The sequence below is a fragment of the Flavobacterium sp. P3_A6 genome (assembly GCF_056403035.1).
Genome location: NZ_JBFUGG010000003.1, coordinates 275,865 through 293,659 on the forward strand (window position 1 = coordinate 275,865; position 17,795 = coordinate 293,659).

Annotated in this window: 21 protein-coding genes and 3 tRNA genes; 15 read left to right on the forward strand and 9 right to left on the reverse strand. The window is 34.2% G+C overall.

Going from position 1 to position 17,795, the window contains the following annotated elements:
• Positions 1-64 precede the first annotated feature (64 nt).
• The 3 genes from AC1DVP_RS04720 to AC1DVP_RS04730 all read left to right on the forward strand — a co-directional run bounded on the left by AC1DVP_RS04720 (position 65) and on the right by AC1DVP_RS04730 (position 700).
• A tRNA-Gly gene (locus AC1DVP_RS04720) sits at positions 65-137 on the forward strand.
• Positions 138-148: 11 nt separating this feature from the next.
• Positions 149-234: transfer RNA gene (locus tag AC1DVP_RS04725), tRNA-Leu, on the forward strand.
• Between the two features lie 118 nt (positions 235-352).
• A complete protein-coding gene (locus AC1DVP_RS04730; RefSeq protein ID WP_477182387.1) occupies positions 353-700 on the forward strand; it encodes a YegP family protein in 348 nt (115 codons plus the stop codon).
• Positions 701-778: 78 nt separating this feature from the next.
• Here the strand turns inward: AC1DVP_RS04730 and AC1DVP_RS04735 are convergent, their stop codons facing one another.
• Both AC1DVP_RS04735 and AC1DVP_RS04740 read right to left on the reverse strand, forming a co-directional pair.
• The gene (locus AC1DVP_RS04735; RefSeq protein ID WP_477182388.1) at positions 779-1,132 is read right to left on the reverse strand and encodes an RNA recognition motif domain-containing protein; all 354 of its coding nucleotides are present in this window, start codon (positions 1,130-1,132) and stop codon (positions 779-781) included.
• Between the two features lie 290 nt (positions 1,133-1,422).
• Complete coding sequence (locus AC1DVP_RS04740; RefSeq protein WP_477182389.1) at positions 1,423-1,917, reverse strand: DUF6252 domain-containing protein; 495 nt, start codon at positions 1,915-1,917, stop codon at positions 1,423-1,425.
• Positions 1,918-2,115: 198 nt separating this feature from the next.
• Here AC1DVP_RS04740 and AC1DVP_RS04745 point away from each other — a divergent pair, with 198 nt between their 5' ends.
• The 4 genes from AC1DVP_RS04745 (at position 2,116) to AC1DVP_RS04760 (ending at position 4,444) form a co-directional block, all read left to right on the forward strand.
• Positions 2,116-2,673: a 30S ribosomal protein S16 gene (locus AC1DVP_RS04745; RefSeq protein ID WP_477182390.1), complete on the forward strand. Its 558-nt coding sequence runs from the start codon at positions 2,116-2,118 to the stop codon at positions 2,671-2,673.
• Between the two features lie 14 nt (positions 2,674-2,687).
• Complete coding sequence (rimM, locus tag AC1DVP_RS04750; RefSeq protein WP_477182391.1) at positions 2,688-3,212, forward strand: ribosome maturation factor RimM; 525 nt, start codon at positions 2,688-2,690, stop codon at positions 3,210-3,212.
• Positions 3,213-3,274: 62 nt separating this feature from the next.
• A complete protein-coding gene (locus AC1DVP_RS04755; protein ID WP_477182392.1) occupies positions 3,275-3,988 on the forward strand; it encodes a tRNA1(Val) (adenine(37)-N6)-methyltransferase in 714 nt (237 codons plus the stop codon).
• 276 nt (positions 3,989-4,264) lie between these two features.
• Positions 4,265-4,444 (forward strand): carbohydrate porin, encoded by a 180-nt coding sequence (locus AC1DVP_RS04760; protein ID WP_477182393.1) that lies wholly within the window; start codon positions 4,265-4,267, stop codon positions 4,442-4,444.
• Positions 4,445-4,539: 95 nt separating this feature from the next.
• On the opposite strand, the gene AC1DVP_RS04765 is transcribed toward AC1DVP_RS04760, so the two are convergent.
• A complete protein-coding gene (locus AC1DVP_RS04765; protein ID WP_477182394.1) occupies positions 4,540-4,926 on the reverse strand; it encodes a hypothetical protein in 387 nt (128 codons plus the stop codon).
• Between the two features lie 568 nt (positions 4,927-5,494).
• Between AC1DVP_RS04765 and AC1DVP_RS04770 the strand changes: the two genes are divergently transcribed.
• Together AC1DVP_RS04770 and AC1DVP_RS04775 are read left to right on the forward strand one after the other, a co-directional pair.
• Complete coding sequence (locus AC1DVP_RS04770; RefSeq protein ID WP_477182395.1) at positions 5,495-6,673, forward strand: acyl-CoA dehydrogenase family protein; 1,179 nt, start codon at positions 5,495-5,497, stop codon at positions 6,671-6,673.
• A 93-nt stretch (positions 6,674-6,766) separates the two neighbouring features.
• Positions 6,767-7,549, forward strand: a complete 783-nt coding sequence (locus AC1DVP_RS04775) for a DUF3050 domain-containing protein (RefSeq protein ID WP_477182396.1) — start codon at positions 6,767-6,769, stop codon at positions 7,547-7,549.
• 165 nt (positions 7,550-7,714) lie between these two features.
• On the opposite strand, the gene pth is transcribed toward AC1DVP_RS04775, so the two are convergent.
• From pth to AC1DVP_RS04790, 3 genes are all read right to left on the reverse strand, one after another.
• Positions 7,715-8,341 (reverse strand): aminoacyl-tRNA hydrolase, encoded by a 627-nt coding sequence (gene pth / locus AC1DVP_RS04780; RefSeq protein WP_477182397.1) that lies wholly within the window; start codon positions 8,339-8,341, stop codon positions 7,715-7,717.
• 211 nt (positions 8,342-8,552) lie between these two features.
• The gene (locus tag AC1DVP_RS04785; protein ID WP_100432072.1) at positions 8,553-9,161 is read right to left on the reverse strand and encodes a 50S ribosomal protein L25/general stress protein Ctc; all 609 of its coding nucleotides are present in this window, start codon (positions 9,159-9,161) and stop codon (positions 8,553-8,555) included.
• Positions 9,162-9,285: 124 nt separating this feature from the next.
• Positions 9,286-10,227: a ribose-phosphate pyrophosphokinase gene (locus AC1DVP_RS04790; RefSeq protein WP_100432071.1), complete on the reverse strand. Its 942-nt coding sequence runs from the start codon at positions 10,225-10,227 to the stop codon at positions 9,286-9,288.
• Positions 10,228-10,444: 217 nt separating this feature from the next.
• Between AC1DVP_RS04790 and AC1DVP_RS04795 the strand changes: the two genes are divergently transcribed.
• Positions 10,445-10,524, forward strand: a tRNA-Leu gene (locus AC1DVP_RS04795).
• A 350-nt stretch (positions 10,525-10,874) separates the two neighbouring features.
• Here the strand turns inward: AC1DVP_RS04795 and AC1DVP_RS04800 are convergent.
• Positions 10,875-11,087 (reverse strand): hypothetical protein, encoded by a 213-nt coding sequence (locus tag AC1DVP_RS04800; protein ID WP_477182398.1) that lies wholly within the window; start codon positions 11,085-11,087, stop codon positions 10,875-10,877.
• Between the two features lie 232 nt (positions 11,088-11,319).
• Positions 11,320-12,558, reverse strand: coding sequence for a 3-deoxy-D-manno-octulosonic acid transferase (locus tag AC1DVP_RS04805; RefSeq protein ID WP_477182399.1), 1,239 nt, complete (start codon positions 12,556-12,558; stop codon positions 11,320-11,322).
• 260 nt (positions 12,559-12,818) lie between these two features.
• On the opposite strand from AC1DVP_RS04805, the gene AC1DVP_RS04810 reads away from it, so the two are divergent.
• From AC1DVP_RS04810 to AC1DVP_RS04830, 5 genes are all read left to right on the forward strand, one after another.
• A complete protein-coding gene (locus AC1DVP_RS04810; RefSeq protein WP_477182400.1) occupies positions 12,819-13,955 on the forward strand; it encodes a DegT/DnrJ/EryC1/StrS family aminotransferase in 1,137 nt (378 codons plus the stop codon).
• The gene (locus AC1DVP_RS04815) at positions 13,955-14,398 is read left to right on the forward strand and encodes a nuclear transport factor 2 family protein (protein ID WP_477182401.1); all 444 of its coding nucleotides are present in this window, start codon (positions 13,955-13,957) and stop codon (positions 14,396-14,398) included. Before AC1DVP_RS04810 ends, AC1DVP_RS04815 begins: the two co-directional genes overlap by 1 nt.
• A 10-nt stretch (positions 14,399-14,408) precedes the next feature.
• Entirely contained in the window at positions 14,409-15,428 is a 1,020-nt protein-coding gene (galE, locus tag AC1DVP_RS04820; RefSeq protein ID WP_477182402.1) for a UDP-glucose 4-epimerase GalE, read from the forward strand.
• Positions 15,429-15,537: 109 nt separating this feature from the next.
• A complete protein-coding gene (locus AC1DVP_RS04825) occupies positions 15,538-15,738 on the forward strand; it encodes a hypothetical protein (RefSeq protein ID WP_477182403.1) in 201 nt (66 codons plus the stop codon).
• A gap of 472 nt (positions 15,739-16,210) precedes the next feature.
• Entirely contained in the window at positions 16,211-16,591 is a 381-nt protein-coding gene (locus AC1DVP_RS04830; RefSeq protein ID WP_477182404.1) for a hypothetical protein, read from the forward strand.
• Between the two features lie 217 nt (positions 16,592-16,808).
• Here AC1DVP_RS04830 and fabD read toward each other — a convergent pair whose 3' ends face one another.
• Positions 16,809-17,681, reverse strand: coding sequence for an ACP S-malonyltransferase (gene fabD, locus AC1DVP_RS04835; RefSeq protein ID WP_477182405.1), 873 nt, complete (start codon positions 17,679-17,681; stop codon positions 16,809-16,811).
• Between the last annotated feature and the right edge of the window lie 114 nt (positions 17,682-17,795).

The window sequence follows — 17,795 nt, forward strand, 5'->3', positions numbered from 1 at the left end:
ATAAAAGTTCTAAATTTGCAACCGCAATACTAATCAAGTGTTGCGGTTCTTTTAAGAATGAAATGCGAAAATAGCTCAGTTGGTAGAGCGCGACCTTGCCAAGGTCGAGGTCGCGGGTTCGAGCCCCGTTTTTCGCTCATCGTGTTACGCTCGGATGGTGAAATTGGTAGACACGCTGGACTTAAAATCCAGTGAACAGCAATGTTCGTGCGGGTTCAAGTCCCGCTCTGAGTACAAGAAAGCTTCAAACTATGTTTGGAGCTTTTTTTATTTAAAAATATGATGATAAATCAGTTTGGTGTCAAATGATTTAATCCTGAAATCTGCAATCTAATTCTTAATCTAAAATCAAATGGGGGCTTTTGTAGTTAGTAAAAGATTTGACGATCAATATAAGTTTGTGTTTACTTCCAGGAAAGGGAAAGTAATTTTTACGAGTATGAAGTATGAGCTTAAATTTGAATGTGAAGAAGCGATTGAGTATTTTAAAAGTAATATTGGCTTGGCGGCTTTCGAAAAACATAGATCAGCAGGAGGGAAGTATTTTTTTAAGCTGTTTTTAGATGGTGCGCCTTTTGCTTTAAGCAGAAAATATACAACTGAATTGAGAGTTCAGAAAGGAATTGATGAAATTGTGAAGTATGCCTCGGTTTCTGAAATTTTGGATTTTTCAGATAATGATTTGATTTTTTTGGATTGATATCTTGTGAAAATCTGAGGTGTAAAAAAAACCGTCTCAAAATTATTGAAACGGTTTTTTATATATTTGAAAAAAATATTAATATCTTCCTCTGTCACCGCCACCGCGGTTGTCACCGCCACGGTTGTTTCCATAACCTCCGCGAGAATCACCTCCACGGCTGTTGTTAAAACTTCTTCTTTCGCCTTCTGGTTTTGGCTCAGATTTATTTACAACAATCGCACGTCCTTGAACAGTCGCTCCGTTCAATTCGTCAATTGCTTTTTGAGCTTCAGCATCATTTGGCATTTCAACAAAACCAAAACCTTTACTTCTTCCTGTGAATTTATCAGTAATGATTTTAACTGAATCAACTGCTCCGTATGCCTCGAAAGACTCTCTTAAATCTGCTTCCTCAATACTGAATGGAAGGCTTCCAACAAAAATATTCATAAGTACTTATTTATAATAATTGAAACAAATGTACTCTATTTTTTTTCTAATCAACTATGAATTAGCTTATTTATCAGATATTTTATGAAAAAGCTCTGTTTCGTTGTGTTGCCCTTCTTCTGATTTAACATTTAAAAACCGTCTTATGTGCTATTATTAATTTAAAAATCAACGTGAATAGAGTCTGCTGGATAAAATAAAAAGCCTATGAACTATGTTTTTGGAGTTTGGCTGCGTCTTACTTTGTTTTGATATATTTTCCAAACATTACAATTCGGAAAAAGCAATAGCTAAAGTGGTTTTGGGGAACTAGTTTCAATGGTAACTGGAACTTTGTAAAAAATCCCTTTTTGGAAATTCACATTAGTTCTGGCCAAAGGATCAACGGATTCATTTTTTGCATTAAATTTAAACTCTCCGGTAACTGTATGATTTATGGCGTCAAATTCTGTAATTACAATTTGGCCATCACCCCTGTTTTTGCCCGTTGAAAAAACAGTATTAATTCCATCCGTCTTTTCTGTCACTATTGCTTTGTTGATAATATCTATCCCAAGCGGATAGGTTTTAACTGTAGTACCTGCAGTTTTTAATGTCAAAGCATCATTTTTTTGATAAGCCGTTATTGTTAGTGAGCCATCAGAAGACTGAACTGCATTTGTTAAAGCGGCTCTCCAAAGCACGTTGTCTTTTAATCCCTGTACAGCGGGATTGTTGAATTTAACTTGATCTTCACAAGACACTAAACTAAATAGGAGTATTATAACTGGAAAAAATCTGCGCATATATTTTAATTTTAAATCACAAAAATAGAGGATTTTTAATTTCATTAAGGCTTTTTCTTTTGTCAAATAAAATAAAAATACAGCTAATAAACTATTACTCATTAAAATAATAAACTTTTTAGATTGTTTCGATAAAAGATGTATCTTTGCACCCTTAATTAATCGAGGTCGAGTACCTCAAAATTTAATCATACGATTATGTCAGTAAAAATTAGATTACAAAGACACGGTAAAAAACAAAAACCGTTTTACTGGGTTGTAGCAGCAGATGCTCGCTCAAAAAGAGATGGTAAATATCTAGAAAAAATAGGTACTTACAATCCAAACACAAATCCTGCAACTATCGAATTAAACCTTGATAGCGCTGTAAAATGGTTACACAATGGTGCACAGCCTACTGATACAGCAAAAGCTATTCTTTCTTACAAAGGAGCTTTATTGAAACACCACCTTGATGGAGGTATTCGTAAAGGTGCTTTGACTCAAGAACAAGCTGATGCTAAATTAGCGGCTTGGTTAGAAGCTAAAGCTGGAAAAGTTGATGCTAAAAAAGATGGTTTATCTAAAGCGCAAGCTGATGCTAAAGCTAAAGCTTTGAAAGCAGAACAAGCTGTAAATGCAAAACGTTTAGCTGATGCTGCTCAAGCAGAAGCTGATGCTATCGCTGCTGCAACTCCTGCTGTTGAAGAAGAAGTTGTTGCTGAAGCAGAAGAAACTCCTGCTGCAGAAGAAAATAACGAAACAACTGAAGCATAATTTAGTAGGCGAAAATGCGTAAAGAAGATTGTTTCTATTTGGGTAAAATCGCCAAAAAATTTAGTTTCAAAGGGGAAGTCTTAGCTTATTTGGACACTGACCAACCTGAGTTATACGAAAATTTGGAATCAGTGTTTGTTGAATGCAACAAACACTTGGTTCCTTTTTTTATTGAAAACAGTTCTCTTCACAAAAACGATTTTCTCCGCATTCGTTTTGAAGATATAAATACCGAAGAAGCCGCTGATGCTCTTTTAGGAAGCGATCTTTATCTTCCTCTAAAAATGCTGCCCAAACTTACAGGCAACAAATTCTACTTTCATGAAGTAATTGGCTTTGAAGTAGAAGACAAACGTCTCGGTTATGTTGGGGAAATTCAGTCTGTCAATGATACCACTGCTCAACCTCTTTTTGAAGTTCTAAAAGGAGATGCCGAAATCTTGATTCCGATGATTGATCATTTCTTGGTAAAAATTGACAGAGAAAACAAAAAAGTCATTATGGATTTGCCAGAAGGCCTAATTGAAATGTACCTTTAGAAAAAAGTGGTCTGGATTCATTTTTTAGTGTTAAGTTGCTGAATCTGCAATTAAAAATCTTTATGTCAAAATTCCAATTCAAACAATTCTCGATCGAACAAGAACGATGTGCAATGAAAGTTGGAACTGATGGTGTTTTGTTAGGAGCTTGGACGCCAATTGACAACAATCCTTTCAGTGTTTTAGATATTGGAACTGGAACCGGAATCATTGCATTGATGCTGGCGCAAAGAAGCGGAGCGCAACAAATAGATGCTTTAGAGATTGATGAAGAGGCATATGAGCAAGCTACAGATAATTTTGAAAATTCTCCATGGAATGACCGCTTGTTTTGTTTTCACGCTGGCTTGGATGAATTTGTTGAAGAACCGGAAGATGAGTACGATTTAATTGTTTCTAACCCTCCTTTTTATAGTGAAGATTACAAATCTGAAAATGAGCAAAGAGATCTGGCGCGTTTTCAAGATGCGATGCCTTTTGAAGATTTGATTGAAGCTGCGGCTTTATTGCTTTCTGAGAATGGAATTTTTTCTGCGATAATTCCTTTTAAAGAAGAAGATAATTTTTTAGCTTTGGCTAAGGAATACGAATTATACCCCATAAAAATTACACGTGTAAAAGGGACTCCTATCACGGAAATTAAACGCAGTTTATTGGCTTTTAGCCGAGATGAAAACACTGTTGTTTTTTTAGATGAGTTAATTATTGAGACTGGAAGACATATTTACACTCCCCAATATGTTGAGCTTACAAAGGATTTTTATTTAAAAATGTAAGATCCGTTTCATTTTTTTTTTACTGTAAAAATAAGTTTTCAATTCTATTGAGTGAAAATCTTGCTGTCTGACTTTTTTTGTTTGAGCATTGTCTGTTCTCCTTCAGAAAAGATTATTTCTTCTTAATCCTTTTTTATATGGGTAAACAATTGTTGTTCCGAAAACAGGATATTGCTCTTGGAGCCAGAGGCACATGGTTTATAAAAGACTGGTTGCATTTACTTCATGAATTCGATTTGACTTGGCGAAAAGACGGCACTTCAGGATTTTGCACAAATGACCAAATTTACTATTGCTCCAACATTTGTTCCTACTGCTGTGAGAGATGTTTGGGCGAGACCGCATTTCAGGTTAGTGTATTGTGCAGCTCATTATAATAAATTTGCAGCCGGCAATCTTTATTCAGCATATCTCTCCCAAAGCTGGGGGCAGTATTTGGGGGCTAAAGTTGAATAGTGGATCTGGTAACAAAAAAAGTTCCAGTAATTTGAGATTTAAAAAATCACATTGCTACTGGAACTTTTATTTAAGTTAATTTGTGAGACAGTCAGTTACTTTGCTATACAATAGGTGTTTTCTGGATCCACATCTCCTTCTGGGAAATTTTTAGCATGAAAAGTTCTTTTTATGGTAAAGCAATCACCGTCAATGCTAATAATTGTCATTACAATTTTGTCTCCTACCTCCATTTGTGATGCTACAAGCTTTTTGGTACAGGTAACTTCATATTCACAGTCACTCAGCCATTTTACGCTCCAAACAAGCTGAAGAACTCCATTGTCATAACTTTCTTGAGTTGCGCCTTTAATTGTAAAAGTTTTTTTAGGATAATCTGGATTATACGCTTTGATGTTTTTAAGTTTACTGCAATCCAGTGTTTGGGAGTATCCTATTGATCCTGCAAATAATAATAAAATAAGTGTAATTTTTTTTTTCATAATTTTAGGTTATACTGATTTGGGGTAAAACAGTTGATTAATATCAATTAATTTATTTACGCAATATTACAAAATTGTATTACTCTATCCAATATTTAACCCTTCCCTTTTTGAGACAGAATTGCAAAAAGTTCTTCGTCTCAATTATTATTTTTATTGATTGTATTGGGATAATAGTATTTTAAAAAAATCAGACTTTTCATATGCTGGTCAATTTTGAGTTTCGGATAATTTTCCTTGGGTAAGCAAGTATTACACTAAAACAAAATAAGTAAAAGGATGACATTTTTTTATTAAAAAAGATTTCTTTGGTTAATAATCTTTGAGCTTAAAGGGGGTTTTATTAATTTTATGATAATTGGAATATCTTTGAAATAATAAGCTTTTAGCGTAAACAATAAATGACTAAATTAATTTTAGAAAAAAAGATTGATTAAAATTACTCACCCTCAACACCACGTTGTTGTTCTATTTAAAATAAAAATTCAGKTAAATTATTTTTATAACATTATATATTGGTTTTGTTATATTTCTTTATGTAGATTTGTATTGACTAAAAAAAAATATCATGAGATCCGATTTATTTCAAGCCCCAGACTATTACAATCTAGATGATTTATTAAGTGAGGAACACAAACTCGTTCGTGATTCTGCCCGTGCTTGGGTAAAACGTGAAGTTTCGCCTATTATAGAAGAATATGCGCAAAAAGCAGAATTCCCAAAACAAATCATAAAAGGATTGGGAGAAATAGGAGGGTTTGGTCCGTATATTCCTGTAGAATATGGTGGTGCTGGATTAGATCAAATCTCTTATGGTTTAATTATGCAGGAAATAGAACGTGGTGATTCTGGTGTTCGTTCTACATCTTCAGTACAATCCTCATTAGTGATGTATCCAATTTGGAAATACGGAAACGAAGAACAAAGAATAAAATATTTGCCAAAATTAGCCACAGGTGAATTAATGGGATGTTTTGGACTGACAGAACCTAATTATGGTTCAGATCCAGGAAGCATGATTACTAATTTTAAAGACATGGGAGATCATTTCCTTTTGAATGGTGCCAAAATGTGGATATCCAATGCTCCATTTGCAGATATTGCAGTCGTTTGGGCAAAAAATGAAGAAGGAAGAATACATGGTTTGATTGTAGAAAGGGGGATGGAAGGTTTTACAACTCCTGAAACTCATAATAAATGGTCACTTCGCGCATCATCGACTGGAGAATTGATTTTTGATAATGTAAAAGTGCCTAAAGAAAATCTGTTACCTAATAAATCTGGATTGGGTGCACCGCTTGGATGCTTGGATTCGGCTCGTTATGGAATTGCCTGGGGAGCAATTGGTGCAGCAATGGACTGTTATGATACCGCTTTGCGTTATGCTAAAGAAAGAATTCAGTTTGATAAGCCTATCGCAGGAACACAATTGCAGCAAAAGAAATTGGCTGAAATGATTACTGAAATAACCAAAGCGCAATTGCTGACTTGGAGGCTTGGAGTTTTAAGAAATGAAGGCAGAGCTACTACGGCTCAAATATCTATGGCCAAAAGAAATAATGTGGATATGGCTATTCATATTGCACGTGAAGCCAGACAAATGCTTGGCGGAATGGGAATCACTGGAGAATATTCAATCATGCGCCACATGATGAATTTAGAATCTGTAATTACCTACGAAGGAACTCACGATATTCATTTGCTGATTACCGGAATGGATGTTACTGGAATTTCAGCTTTTAAATAAAATCATACAAATACTAAAATAATTATAAAATTGACTTCAAAGCTTCTTGTAAACAGGAAGCTTTTTTACTTTTACAGAAAAATAAGAGCCCAAATGAATATTGCAACAATCAACAATAATATCCAGACTCAAAAACAACAATTATTAAATCATTCATTATATAAGAAAATTAACACTATTGATGATTTGCACTCTTTTTTAGAATGCCATGTGTATGCTGTTTGGGATTTTATGTCGCTATTAAAGGCATTACAAAACAAATTAACTTGCACAACAACGCCTTGGTTTGCTACACCATATCCTGAAACCCGATATTTAATCAATGAAATTGTATTGGCGGAAGAAAGTGATTTAAGTATTGATGGCAGACATTTAAGCCATTTTGAAATGTATCTGGAGGCTATGGAAGATTGCGGAGCAAAAACAATTTCTATAGAACAGTTTTTGTCAGAAGTTAATTCACTTCAGAATATATTTGTTGCTATTAAAAAAAGTGATTTACATCCAAATGTTAAAGCATTTCTTGATTTTACATTTAAAGTTATTGAGGAGGGAAAGCCTCATGAAATAGCGGCGGCATTTACTTTTGGTCGAGAAGATTTGATTCCGGTTATGTTTACAGAAATTCTGAAGCAGTTTCAATCCAAATTTCCGAATTACAAATTAAATAAACTCCTTTATTATTTTGAAAGACATATCGAATTAGATGCGGATGAACATGCTCCAATGGCTATGACAATGATAAAAGAACTTTGTGGCGAGGATCCAAAAAAATGGCTGGAGGTACAAACTGTTTCAATTTTAGCTTTAGAAAAAAGAATAGCTCTTTGGGATGCAATCGAAGAACAAATTATTCTAAAACCCGAAATGGCTTAATGTTTTAAAAAGTGAGGTAATCAATCGTTTCACTTTTTATTTCTCATTGATAGTCATTGTGTTTTCGCAGAGAGGCATAGTAAAAAAAACTCAAAGTCCTATAAGGTGGTTTAATGCTTTATAGGACTTTGAGTTTTTTATTGGGGTATTTTGTGAAATAGCTGTTTACTTTCCATTAAAAGTAGTCATGGTATTTTCTAAACCTGCTGTTCCAAATGATTTTATGATTTCGGAAGCGAGTTCTAACCTCTCGGGAAGTTTTGCTTTTTCATTATCGTCCCAATCGCCTAGTACATAATCTATTTGCTGTCCTTTTTTAAACTCGTCACTGATGCCAAAGCGGAAACGGGTGTACTCTTGGGTGTTCAGGACAAGATTGATGTTTTTGAGCCCGTTATGGCCACCGTCACTGCCTTTTTTTCGGATGCGGATGGTTCCGAACGAAAGATTCAAATCATCGGTGATTACAAAAATATTTTCTAATGGTATATTTTCTTTGTCCATCCAGTATTTTACGGCTTTACCGCTTAAATTCATATAGGTATTGGGCTTGAGTAATAAAAAGGTTCTGCCTTTGAATTTGTATTCGGCGAGTGAGCCCAATTTTACGGTTTCGAATGAGATTCCTTCTTTCTTAGCAAGGAAATCTACGACTTTGAAACCAATGTTGTGACGGGTGTTTACGTATTCGGAGCCGATGTTGCCAAGGCCTACGATTAAAAATTTCTTCATGTTATCTGTGTTCTCTGCTGTTTTTGGTGATGAAAACAGGTTTTGTATCCATTTTATCATCGTGCAAAAATAGTGTAAAAAGAATAAAGAGGAAAGAACCAAGAGAAGAGAGTATGGAATAAAGAGGGAAGAATAAAATTATTTTAAATTTTGGAATTGAACTTTGATTTTTTCAAGATTATGTTTTCTAAAAATGCCCAATCTTTTGCTTCTGTTCAAAAAAAAAGCACCAGTTGTGAAACTGATGCTTTTGATATAGATTGAAAAAGTATTATTTTTTCTTTTTTGCAGGAGCTTTTGCTGCTTTTGCTGCTTCTTGCGCTGCTTTCATAGCTGCACGAGAGATCTTCACTTGACAAATTACTGTATTGTCTGGGTGCATGATTTTGAAGTTTGGAGTTGGCACTTTAGTAACGTATAATTTGTTACCCATGTCAAGAGGCGTGATGTCAGCTTCAACGAAATCTGGAAGATTTTTTGGTAAAGCTTTAACTTTCAATTTACGGTTGTTTAAACGTAAATCTCCACCTGCCATAACTCCTTTTGAGTTACCAACGATTTTTACTGGAACTTCAATAGTGATTTCTTTGTCATCATGGATTTGAAAGAAGTCAATGTGTAAAATTTTGTCAGATACCGGGTGTACTTGGATATCTTGTAAAACAGCGTTGAAAGTTTTACCGTTTCCAAGCTCAATCACAACTGTGTGCGCGTTTGGAGTGTAAACCAAGTTCTTGAAAGCTATAACTTCCGCTGAAAAATGAACTGCTTGACTTCCTCCGTATAATACGCAAGGAACCAATCCAGCATTACGTAAGGCTTTAGTAGCTACTTTGCCCACGCTTTCTCTTTCTGATCCTTTAATTGTAATCGATTTCATTGTAAATATTTATATAGTTATTAATTAAACTCTTGTTTATTGGTGATTAGTTATCGGCTGTTAGTGATTAGTAAGTGTTTGCTTTTGGCTATTCACTAATTACTAAGAGCTAATGACTTGTCTTTTACATTAAAAACTTCCCGCTAATGGAATTGTTGTGGTGAACCATGTGCATTACTTCGGCAAAAAGTGGTGCACAACTCACTACTCTTATTTTGTTGGATTGCTTTTTCAATGGAATAGAATCGGTTACGATTAGTTCCAGCAATTTTGAATTTTCTATTTTTTCGTAAGCACCGCCCGATAAAATGGCATGTGTACAAATTGCTCTTACGCTCAAGGCTCCTTTTTCGATCATTAAATCGGCGGCTTTCGCCAAAGTTCCTCCTGTGTCAATCATGTCGTCCACAAGGATAACATTTCGGCCTTTTACTTCTCCGATAAGTTCCATCGTTTCGATAATGTTGGCGGCTTTTCTTTGTTTGTAACAGATAACAACTTCAGAATCCAAGAATTTTGAATAAGCATAAGCTCTTTTTGATCCTCCCATGTCTGGCGAAGCAATGGTTAAATCGCTAAGGCCTAAACTTTCTACATATGGTAAAAATATAGTGGATGCAAAAAGATGATCTACTGGTTTCTCAAAGAATCCTTGTATTTGATCTGCATGCAGATCCATTGTCATTATTCTTGTTGCTCCAGCAGCGTCTAGTAAGTTTGCTACTAGTTTGGCTCCAATCGGAACTCTTGGTTTGTCTTTTCTGTCTTGTCTTGCCCAGCCGAAGTAAGGTATTACAGCAGTAATGTGTCTTGCTGATGCGCGTTTTGCGGCGTCAATCATTAATAATAATTCCATTAAATTATCTGCAGTTGGGAAAGTTGAGCAAACAATAAAAACGCGTAACCCTCTGATAGACTCTTCGTAAGAAGGTTGAAATTCTCCATCGCTATAGGTTGACATGGTCATTTTGCCTAAAGGGATTCCGTATTCTTTTGCAATTTTCTCTGCAAGATATTCACTTTTTGAACAAGCAAAAATTTTAGCTTCTGGTTCTAGGTGTGACATTTAATTTGTTGTTTTGTAGTTAGTTGTGAGTTCCTTTTTTTAGGAGGTGCAAATTTAGAAAATAAAATTAACTCTGAAAGGAAAAATTTAAGTATTTTTATTAGAATGTTTAAAAATATTTTTTACATTTGCACCGTGTTAAAGGAAAAGATAATTGTTGAAACACATTATCTCTTTATTGCGTTGAAATAATTGTTAATTGTTTCATGTTTGCTAAGCCCGGATGGCGGAATTGGTAGACGCGCTGGTCTCAAACACCTGTGGGAAACCGTGCCGGTTCGACTCCGGCTCCGGGTACTTAAAACCTCTTCGAAAGAAGAGGTTTTTTTGGTTTTAGATGTTTTTTGATTCTGGGTAATTTGTGATAAATCTTAAATTGGTTGTTTGGTTGCTGGCGTATTGGTTTGTCGTTTGAAAAAAAAAAGTTGTCATAAAAACTGGTAATTGTTTTAGCTTTTAACAGCGTTTTTTAATAAGGGAGTTTTTTATGTATTGTTATTTCGGGACTAGGCATTTAAATAAAAAAAAACACCATCTCATAGGGGATGGTGTTTTTTTGCAGAATTATCCAGGGCTTAAATTTTTGGGATAATCCAAAAAAAAAGCTGCATTTAATGCAGCTTATTTTTTTCTAGTGTAATTTAAAATTACTTAGCTGGAGCAGCAGCTGGAGTAGCAGCAGGAGCAGCAGCAGTAGTGTCAGCAGCAACAGCAGTAGTATCAGCAACTACAGCAGTAGTATCAGCAACTACAGCAGTAGTATCAGCAGCTACAGCCTCTTCAGCAGGAGCGTCAGCTTTTTTACATGATACAACAGTTAATACAGCAACAACAGCTAAACTTAAAAATACTTTTTTCATCTTAATTTAATATAAAGGTTAATTATTAATTCGTGGCAAAGATATAAAATTTTTAATACGTAAAATATTTTTTCATTTATTTTTTAAAAATTATTTTCAATCAAGAGGTTGGCTTTTTGATTTTTGGAGTAAAAAAAAATGTAAAAGTGATATTTTTTAAAAGATTCTCACATTTTATAAGGTTTTGCATTTTTGGTTTGATAGTTGGCTTTTTGTGTTTAAAATGTTTTTATCAGCTTTTTATCTGTATAATTTGACTCAAAATACAATCGGTAGCGCCCTTGTGTTTTTGTACAAATTCAGAGCAAATTTTTCCTTTTTGATGTCTTATTTTTGTGTCTTGGATTAGTGTTGAAAAAGTTACTTCAAGTTCTTTGAAGTCATTTATTGAGGTGCATCCTTTGTTGTCAACCAGTCTGACGGCTTCGTCAAAATGAGAAAAATTTGGACCTATTACTATTGGAATTCCAAATGTTGCAGGCTCTAAAAGATTGTGAATGCCTTTTCCAAAACCGCCGCCTACATAAGCAATGTCTCCATAACTGTAAATTTTAGTAAGAATGCCTATGGTGTCTATTATAAAGACGTCAAATTGTGACAGATCTTTGTTTTCTTTTGTTGAAAATAGAACTGTTTTTTTTGTGATGCTATTTTGTAATTGCTGAATTTGTTCTGGTTTAATATTGTGCGGAGCAATGATGAATTTTATATCGTGCGGGCAGGAATTAATGTATTCTGCAAGCAATGATTCGTCTTTGGGCCATGAACTTCCTATGACTATAGTCGTTTTGCTGTTTTTAAACTGAGCAATAAAGTCTAAGCTGTTATCTTTTTCTAATATCGTTACAACTCTGTCAAATCGGGTGTCTCCTGAAAGAGTAACATTAGTTTTGCCGAGCTGAGTAATCAGTTTTCTTGAGGTTTCATTTTGAACAAAAAAGTGAGTAAAGGTATCTAATGCTTTTCTGTAAAAACCTCCATACCATTTAAAGAACAACTGCTGCTCTCTAAAAATCCCAGAAATTAAATAAGTTGGAATTTTTTGTTTTTGCAGCTGATTGAGATAATTGATCCAAAATTCATATTTAATAAAAAAGACAAGATCGGGATGAACTAGTTTTAAAAAATGTTTTGCATTATTTGGCGTGTCTAATGGGAGGTAAACAGTCGCGTCTGCAACTGTGTTGTTTTTGCGCACTTCATATCCTGAAGGCGAGAAAAAACTAACGACAATTTTGTGGTTTGGGTATTTTTCTTTGATCTTTTCAATTACAGGCAACCCCTGTTCGTATTCGCCTAAAGAGGCGGCGTGAAACCAGATGGTTTTATCTTGTGGTTTTATTTTTTGCTCTAAAATTGAAAAAACATCCTTTCTCCCTTCTACAAAAAGTTTCATTTTTGGACTGAAAAGAGTTGTGATTTTTACTAAAAACTGTGCTAATTGAGTGATTAAATTATAAAGAAAATGCATTGGTAATTTTTTTGTAAAAATACATTTTCTTTGCGTTATTTTCTTCCTTGAAGAATGTTTAAATTTTGGTTGTCAGGAACCCACTTTTATTTCATTGGAAAAATGTTTTTTATTGTGGGTTTGATTGGTTTAAACTCATTAAATAACTATTTTTGTGGTGCTTGTTTTAGAGAAGCTAATTTGTGGTAAAATTTGATCTTGGGGCAGGCTTACTTCAATTAATTGTTCCTGTTAAGAGATAGGATGCTAAAAAAGAATACATGAAAAAAATACAAATGGTTGACTTAAAAAGTCAATATGATAAAATTGCAGCAACTGTAAACGCTTCGATTCAAGAAGTTTTGGATACCAATACGTATATTAATGGTCCGCAAGTTCATCAATTTCAAAAAAATCTCGAAGAATATCTCGATGTAAAACACGTAATTCCCTGCGCAAACGGAACTGACGCTCTGCAGATTGCAATGATGGGTTTGGATTTGAAGCCTGGTGATGAGGTGATTACTGCCGATTTTACTTTTGCAGCTACTGTTGAAGTTATTGCCTTATTACAATTGACGCCCGTTTTGGTGGATGTTGATCTGGTAAACATGAATATTTGTATTGAAGCAATCAAAAAAGCAATCACGCCAAAAACGAAAGCAATTGTGCCGGTACATTTATTTGGACGTGCGGCTAATATGGACGAAATTATGGCGATTGCCAAAGAGCATAATCTGTATGTAATCGAAGATAATGCACAAGCTATTGGAGCTAATTATACTTTCGCTGACGGAACCAAAAAGAAAGCTGGAGTTATCGGGCATGTGAGTTCAACTTCATTTTTTCCTTCTAAAAATTTAGGATGTTATGGTGACGGCGGTGCTATTTTTACCAATGATGATGCTTTGGCACACAAAATTAGAGGTATAGTAAATCACGGAATGTATGAGCGTTATCATCATGATGTGGTGGGTGTTAATTCAAGATTAGATAGTATTCAGGCTGGAGTTTTAAATGCTAAATTACCATTTTTGAACGAATACAATACGGCACGCAGATTAGCAGCGTCAAAATACAATTTGGCTTTTGAGGGTAATAAAAATATTGTTGTTCCAGTATTTGATTTCAATGGTGATGACCACGTTTTTCATCAATATGTACTGCGAATTATCGATGCAGACAGGGATGCTTTGATGCAGCATTTGTTGGACAAAGGAATTCCTTGTGCCATTTATTATCCAATTCCATTGCATTCGCAAAAAGCTTACGTTGATTCTCGTTATAAAGAAGAAGATTTTCCAGTAACGAATCAATTGGTAAAAGAAGTGATTGCTTTGCCAATGCATACCGAATTAGACGATGAGCAAATAAAATTTATCACAGATAGTGTTTTGGAATTTTTAAATAATAATTGATGAAATACTTTTTTACAGCCATTGCGGCAGTTTTATTTCAATTTTTAGGTTTTGCTCAAAATAGTTCAAAATCCAAAGAAATAATAGCCGTTGCAGCTCGTGTTGAAGTTTTGCGTCAGGCCATGATTGATGCCGATGGGAAAAAGCTGAAGGAACTAACTTCTGAAGGTTTAAGCTATGGGCATTCAAGCGGAAATATTCAGAATCAAGCTGTTTTTATAGAGAAAATCGTGAATGGTGAATCTGATTTCGTGACAATTGAATTTCAAAATCAAACCATCGAAATTGTTAGAGACGCAGCAATAGTCCGCCACAATTTAGTGGCTCATACTAAAGATGGCGGTGTGGATAAAGATATTAAAATTGGGATTATGCTTATTTGGCAAAAGCAGGAAAATAAATGGCTGCTTATTGCCAGACAAGCTTATAAATTACCTTCGTAAAAAAAATAAGATGAAAATATTGGTAACTGGCGGTTTAGGTTTTATTGGTTCACATACTGTTGTTGAATTGCAAAATCAAGGTTTTGAAGTAATTATTATTGATGATCTTTCAAATTCTTCTATAGAAGTTTTGGACGGTATTGCAGCTATTACAGGAATTAATACTGCTTTTGAAAATATAGATTTACGCGATAAACAAAAAGTACAGGATTTTTTCAAAAAGCATCAGGATATTTCAGGAGTAATTCATTTTGCGGCTTCAAAAGCAGTCGGAGAAAGTGTTGAAAATCCGTTGCTGTATTATGAAAACAATATTAATACTTTGGTTTATTTGCTCCAAGAGTTGCAGCAACAGCCAAAAGCAAAGGCTAATTTTATTTTTAGTTCGTCCTGTACTGTTTACGGTCAGGCCGAAGAAATGCCTATTAATGAAGAGGCTTCTGTTCAAATTGCAATGTCACCTTATGGAAATACCAAGCAAATAGGAGAAGAAATCATTATAGATACTGCAAAAGTTACTAATATTAATGCAATTTTACTGCGTTATTTTAATCCAATTGGAGCTCATCCTTCGGCAGAAATAGGGGAATTACCATTAGGAGTTCCACAAAATTTAGTGCCATTTATTACGCAAACTGGTTTTGGTTTGCGAAAAGAATTATCGGTTTTTGGAGATGATTATCCTACACTCGACGGAACAGCAGTACGCGATTATATTCACGTAGTCGATTTGGCGAAAGCCCATGTTATCGCTTTGCAGCGTTTGCTGAATAAGGAAAACTTAGATAAAGTAGAAACGTTTAATCTGGGAACAGGAACAGGGAGTTCAGTTTTGGAAGTGATTCAGGCTTTCGAGAAAGTGAGCGGACAAAAACTGCCTTATAAAATTGTAGGCCGCAGAGAAGGAGATATTACTTCGGCTTACGCCAATACCGATAAAGCGAATAATGTTTTGGGCTGGAAAGCAGAATCAACATTAGACGAAGCGATGGAAAGCGCCTGGAAATGGGAGCAGAAGATTCGTTCTTGATTCGTATTAAGATTTTAGTACTAAGTATTAAGACAAAAAATAGAATCTTAAATTATCAGTTGATAGTTTAAGATTTTTTGGTTTAAATTCGTAAAGTAAAACAAAAGTTATGAATTCTAAAAAAGAAAATCCGAAAATAACCAAAGTAGAAGAACCTTCTGTGGTTTATGAAACTTCGAAGATTAAATTTAAAGGGATTGACAGGGATACTTTTGATTTTGATGAAGAAGTTAAAAATGGTTATACACCAGAAGAGTTTAAGGCTGAAATGCATAAAAGAATAAAAGCGTATGTATCCTTAGGAAAATAATATTTAAAGAGCAATTTTTAAAATGTTTACGGATTGGTTTATATACTTTTCAATGATGAGTATTGTAGTTCTGAAAGAAATTTAGCAAATTTGGATAATGATTTGAAAAGAATTCAATTATATTTGTTTTGATGATCTATGAGAAACCAGTGATTATCAGTTTTACGATTGTGGTATCAGTATACGATCGGGCAATAAAAAAATGTTTTATCATCTAAAAATAATAATAATATTTTGACAGACATATATTACGAATGTGATAGGGAAGAAATTAGAGAAATTGTTCGGTTTTTAAAAAATAATTTATCAAAAAAGCCAACTCAACTAAATTATCAATTAACACATTATTACTTTAAGGCGCAATTTAATATTTCTATTGATATAGAAAAAAAACTTCAAACCATTGCTGATTTGATGAGAATTCAGCTTCTCATTACTGAACCTATTAAAGTAATATACATTTAAGCAAAAAGTGGCTATTTTAGCTCACGAAATGTCACATTATCAATTAATTAGAAAATATGGCATAGAAAAAAAGAGTGAAAAAGAAAATGAATTATTAACAGAAATTAATGCCATTTATTGTGGTTTTGGCTTTTTATTATTAGAAGGTTATAAAGTTAATGAAGTTACCAAAGGGAATGAAATTTTAAAATCAAAGGTTGGGTATATTGATACTAAAGTTGTTAAGGAAGCAATTATACAAACTGCCTATATTAGAAAACAAAAACCTCAATGGATTATTGATAATGTACAATTTAAATATAAACTTTATTTTTATTTTAGATTGTTTAAATTAATTATGGATTACAAAATAACAGTAATAAAAAACAACAATAAAAATAAGCTATAGAGATGCTGAAACTCTCTTGGACTATCTTTTGTCGAACAACTTAGTATGCCTTCTTCGAATAAGCAATCGGAATTATTTGATTGCTATGATTATTAATAATCATTGTGAAGAAGTCAAAGAATTGTAAATGTTACTAACAAAAAATCCCCACAAACATAAGTTTATGAGGATTCTGTTTTATACTGAAATCTAAATTCTGCAGTCTGCAATCTGAATTTTAAGCATTCGCCGTCACAGCTTCTTTGTTAATTTTTCCAATTAATCCAGCCAGTACTTTTCCAGGACCAACTTCGGTGAACAAAGTTGCGCCGTCAGCAATCATTTGTTGTACGGACTGCGTCCATTTTACAGGAGCTGTCAATTGAATAATTAAGTTTTTCTTGATTTCGTCTGGATCAGAAACGGCAGATGCTGTCACGTTTTGATATACCGGGCAAATGGGAGCAGAAAATGTTGTTGCTTCAATAGCTGCAGCTAATTCTTCTCTTGCCGGTTCCATCATTGGCGAGTGAAATGCTCCCCCAACTGGCAATAATAAAGCGCGTTTTGCGCCAGCGGCTTTCATTGCTTCGCAAGCTTTCTCTACTGCAGAAAATTCTCCGGAGATTACTAATTGTCCAGGACAGTTGTAATTTGCCGCAACCACAACTCCATCTATCGAAGCGCAAACTTCTTCAACGATATTATCAGCTAATCCAAGAACAGCAGCCATTGTTGAAGGTGTTATTTCACAAGCTTTTTGCATTGCCAGCGCACGTTGCGAAACTAATTTTAAACCGTCTTCAAATGACAAAGCACCATTAGCAACCAATGCTGAAAATTCACCTAATGAGTGTCCTGCAACCATTTCCGGTTTGAAATCTTCCAAAGTTTTAGCTAAGATTACTGAGTGTAAAAAAACAGCTGGCTGCGTAACTTTAGTTTCTTTCAATTCTTCGGCTGTACCGTCAAACATAATATCTGTAATACGGAAACCTAAAATGTTATTTGCTTTTTCGAATAATTCCTTTGCTAACGGTGAGTTTTCATATAAGTCTTTGCCCATTCCTGTGAATTGTGCGCCTTGACCTGGAAATACGTATGCTTTCATTTCTTTAATTTAAAGATTAAAAATTTAAAGATTGAAAAATTACTTTCAATCGGGATGCAAAAATAGTATTTTTTTAGGATTTATATCGAAAGATAAAAGTGAGATAAAACAAAA

What these genes read in the sequence shown, in the direction of transcription:
- AC1DVP_RS04730 (WP_477182387.1), top strand. Translation starts at nt 353, where the DNA reads ATGGGGGCTTTTGTAGTTAGTAAAAGATTTGACGATCAATATAAGTTT.
- AC1DVP_RS04735 (WP_477182388.1), bottom strand. Translation starts at nt 1,132, where the DNA reads ATGAATATTTTTGTTGGAAGCCTTCCATTCAGTATTGAGGAAGCAGAT.
- AC1DVP_RS04740 (WP_477182389.1), bottom strand. Translation starts at nt 1,917, where the DNA reads ATGCGCAGATTTTTTCCAGTTATAATACTCCTATTTAGTTTAGTGTCT.
- AC1DVP_RS04745 (WP_477182390.1), top strand. Translation starts at nt 2,116, where the DNA reads ATGTCAGTAAAAATTAGATTACAAAGACACGGTAAAAAACAAAAACCG.
- rimM (WP_477182391.1), top strand. Translation starts at nt 2,688, where the DNA reads ATGCGTAAAGAAGATTGTTTCTATTTGGGTAAAATCGCCAAAAAATTT.
- AC1DVP_RS04755 (WP_477182392.1), top strand. Translation starts at nt 3,275, where the DNA reads ATGTCAAAATTCCAATTCAAACAATTCTCGATCGAACAAGAACGATGT.
- AC1DVP_RS04760 (WP_477182393.1), top strand. Translation starts at nt 4,265, where the DNA reads ATGACCAAATTTACTATTGCTCCAACATTTGTTCCTACTGCTGTGAGA.
- AC1DVP_RS04765 (WP_477182394.1), bottom strand. Translation starts at nt 4,926, where the DNA reads ATGAAAAAAAAAATTACACTTATTTTATTATTATTTGCAGGATCAATA.
- AC1DVP_RS04770 (WP_477182395.1), top strand. Translation starts at nt 5,495, where the DNA reads ATGAGATCCGATTTATTTCAAGCCCCAGACTATTACAATCTAGATGAT.
- AC1DVP_RS04775 (WP_477182396.1), top strand. Translation starts at nt 6,767, where the DNA reads ATGAATATTGCAACAATCAACAATAATATCCAGACTCAAAAACAACAA.
- pth (WP_477182397.1), bottom strand. Translation starts at nt 8,341, where the DNA reads ATGATAAAATGGATACAAAACCTGTTTTCATCACCAAAAACAGCAGAG.
- AC1DVP_RS04785 (WP_100432072.1), bottom strand. Translation starts at nt 9,161, where the DNA reads ATGAAATCGATTACAATTAAAGGATCAGAAAGAGAAAGCGTGGGCAAA.
- AC1DVP_RS04790 (WP_100432071.1), bottom strand. Translation starts at nt 10,227, where the DNA reads ATGTCACACCTAGAACCAGAAGCTAAAATTTTTGCTTGTTCAAAAAGT.
- AC1DVP_RS04800 (WP_477182398.1), bottom strand. Translation starts at nt 11,087, where the DNA reads ATGAAAAAAGTATTTTTAAGTTTAGCTGTTGTTGCTGTATTAACTGTT.
- AC1DVP_RS04805 (WP_477182399.1), bottom strand. Translation starts at nt 12,558, where the DNA reads ATGCATTTTCTTTATAATTTAATCACTCAATTAGCACAGTTTTTAGTA.
- AC1DVP_RS04810 (WP_477182400.1), top strand. Translation starts at nt 12,819, where the DNA reads ATGAAAAAAATACAAATGGTTGACTTAAAAAGTCAATATGATAAAATT.
- AC1DVP_RS04815 (WP_477182401.1), top strand. Translation starts at nt 13,955, where the DNA reads ATGAAATACTTTTTTACAGCCATTGCGGCAGTTTTATTTCAATTTTTA.
- galE (WP_477182402.1), top strand. Translation starts at nt 14,409, where the DNA reads ATGAAAATATTGGTAACTGGCGGTTTAGGTTTTATTGGTTCACATACT.
- AC1DVP_RS04825 (WP_477182403.1), top strand. Translation starts at nt 15,538, where the DNA reads ATGAATTCTAAAAAAGAAAATCCGAAAATAACCAAAGTAGAAGAACCT.
- fabD (WP_477182405.1), bottom strand. Translation starts at nt 17,681, where the DNA reads ATGAAAGCATACGTATTTCCAGGTCAAGGCGCACAATTCACAGGAATG.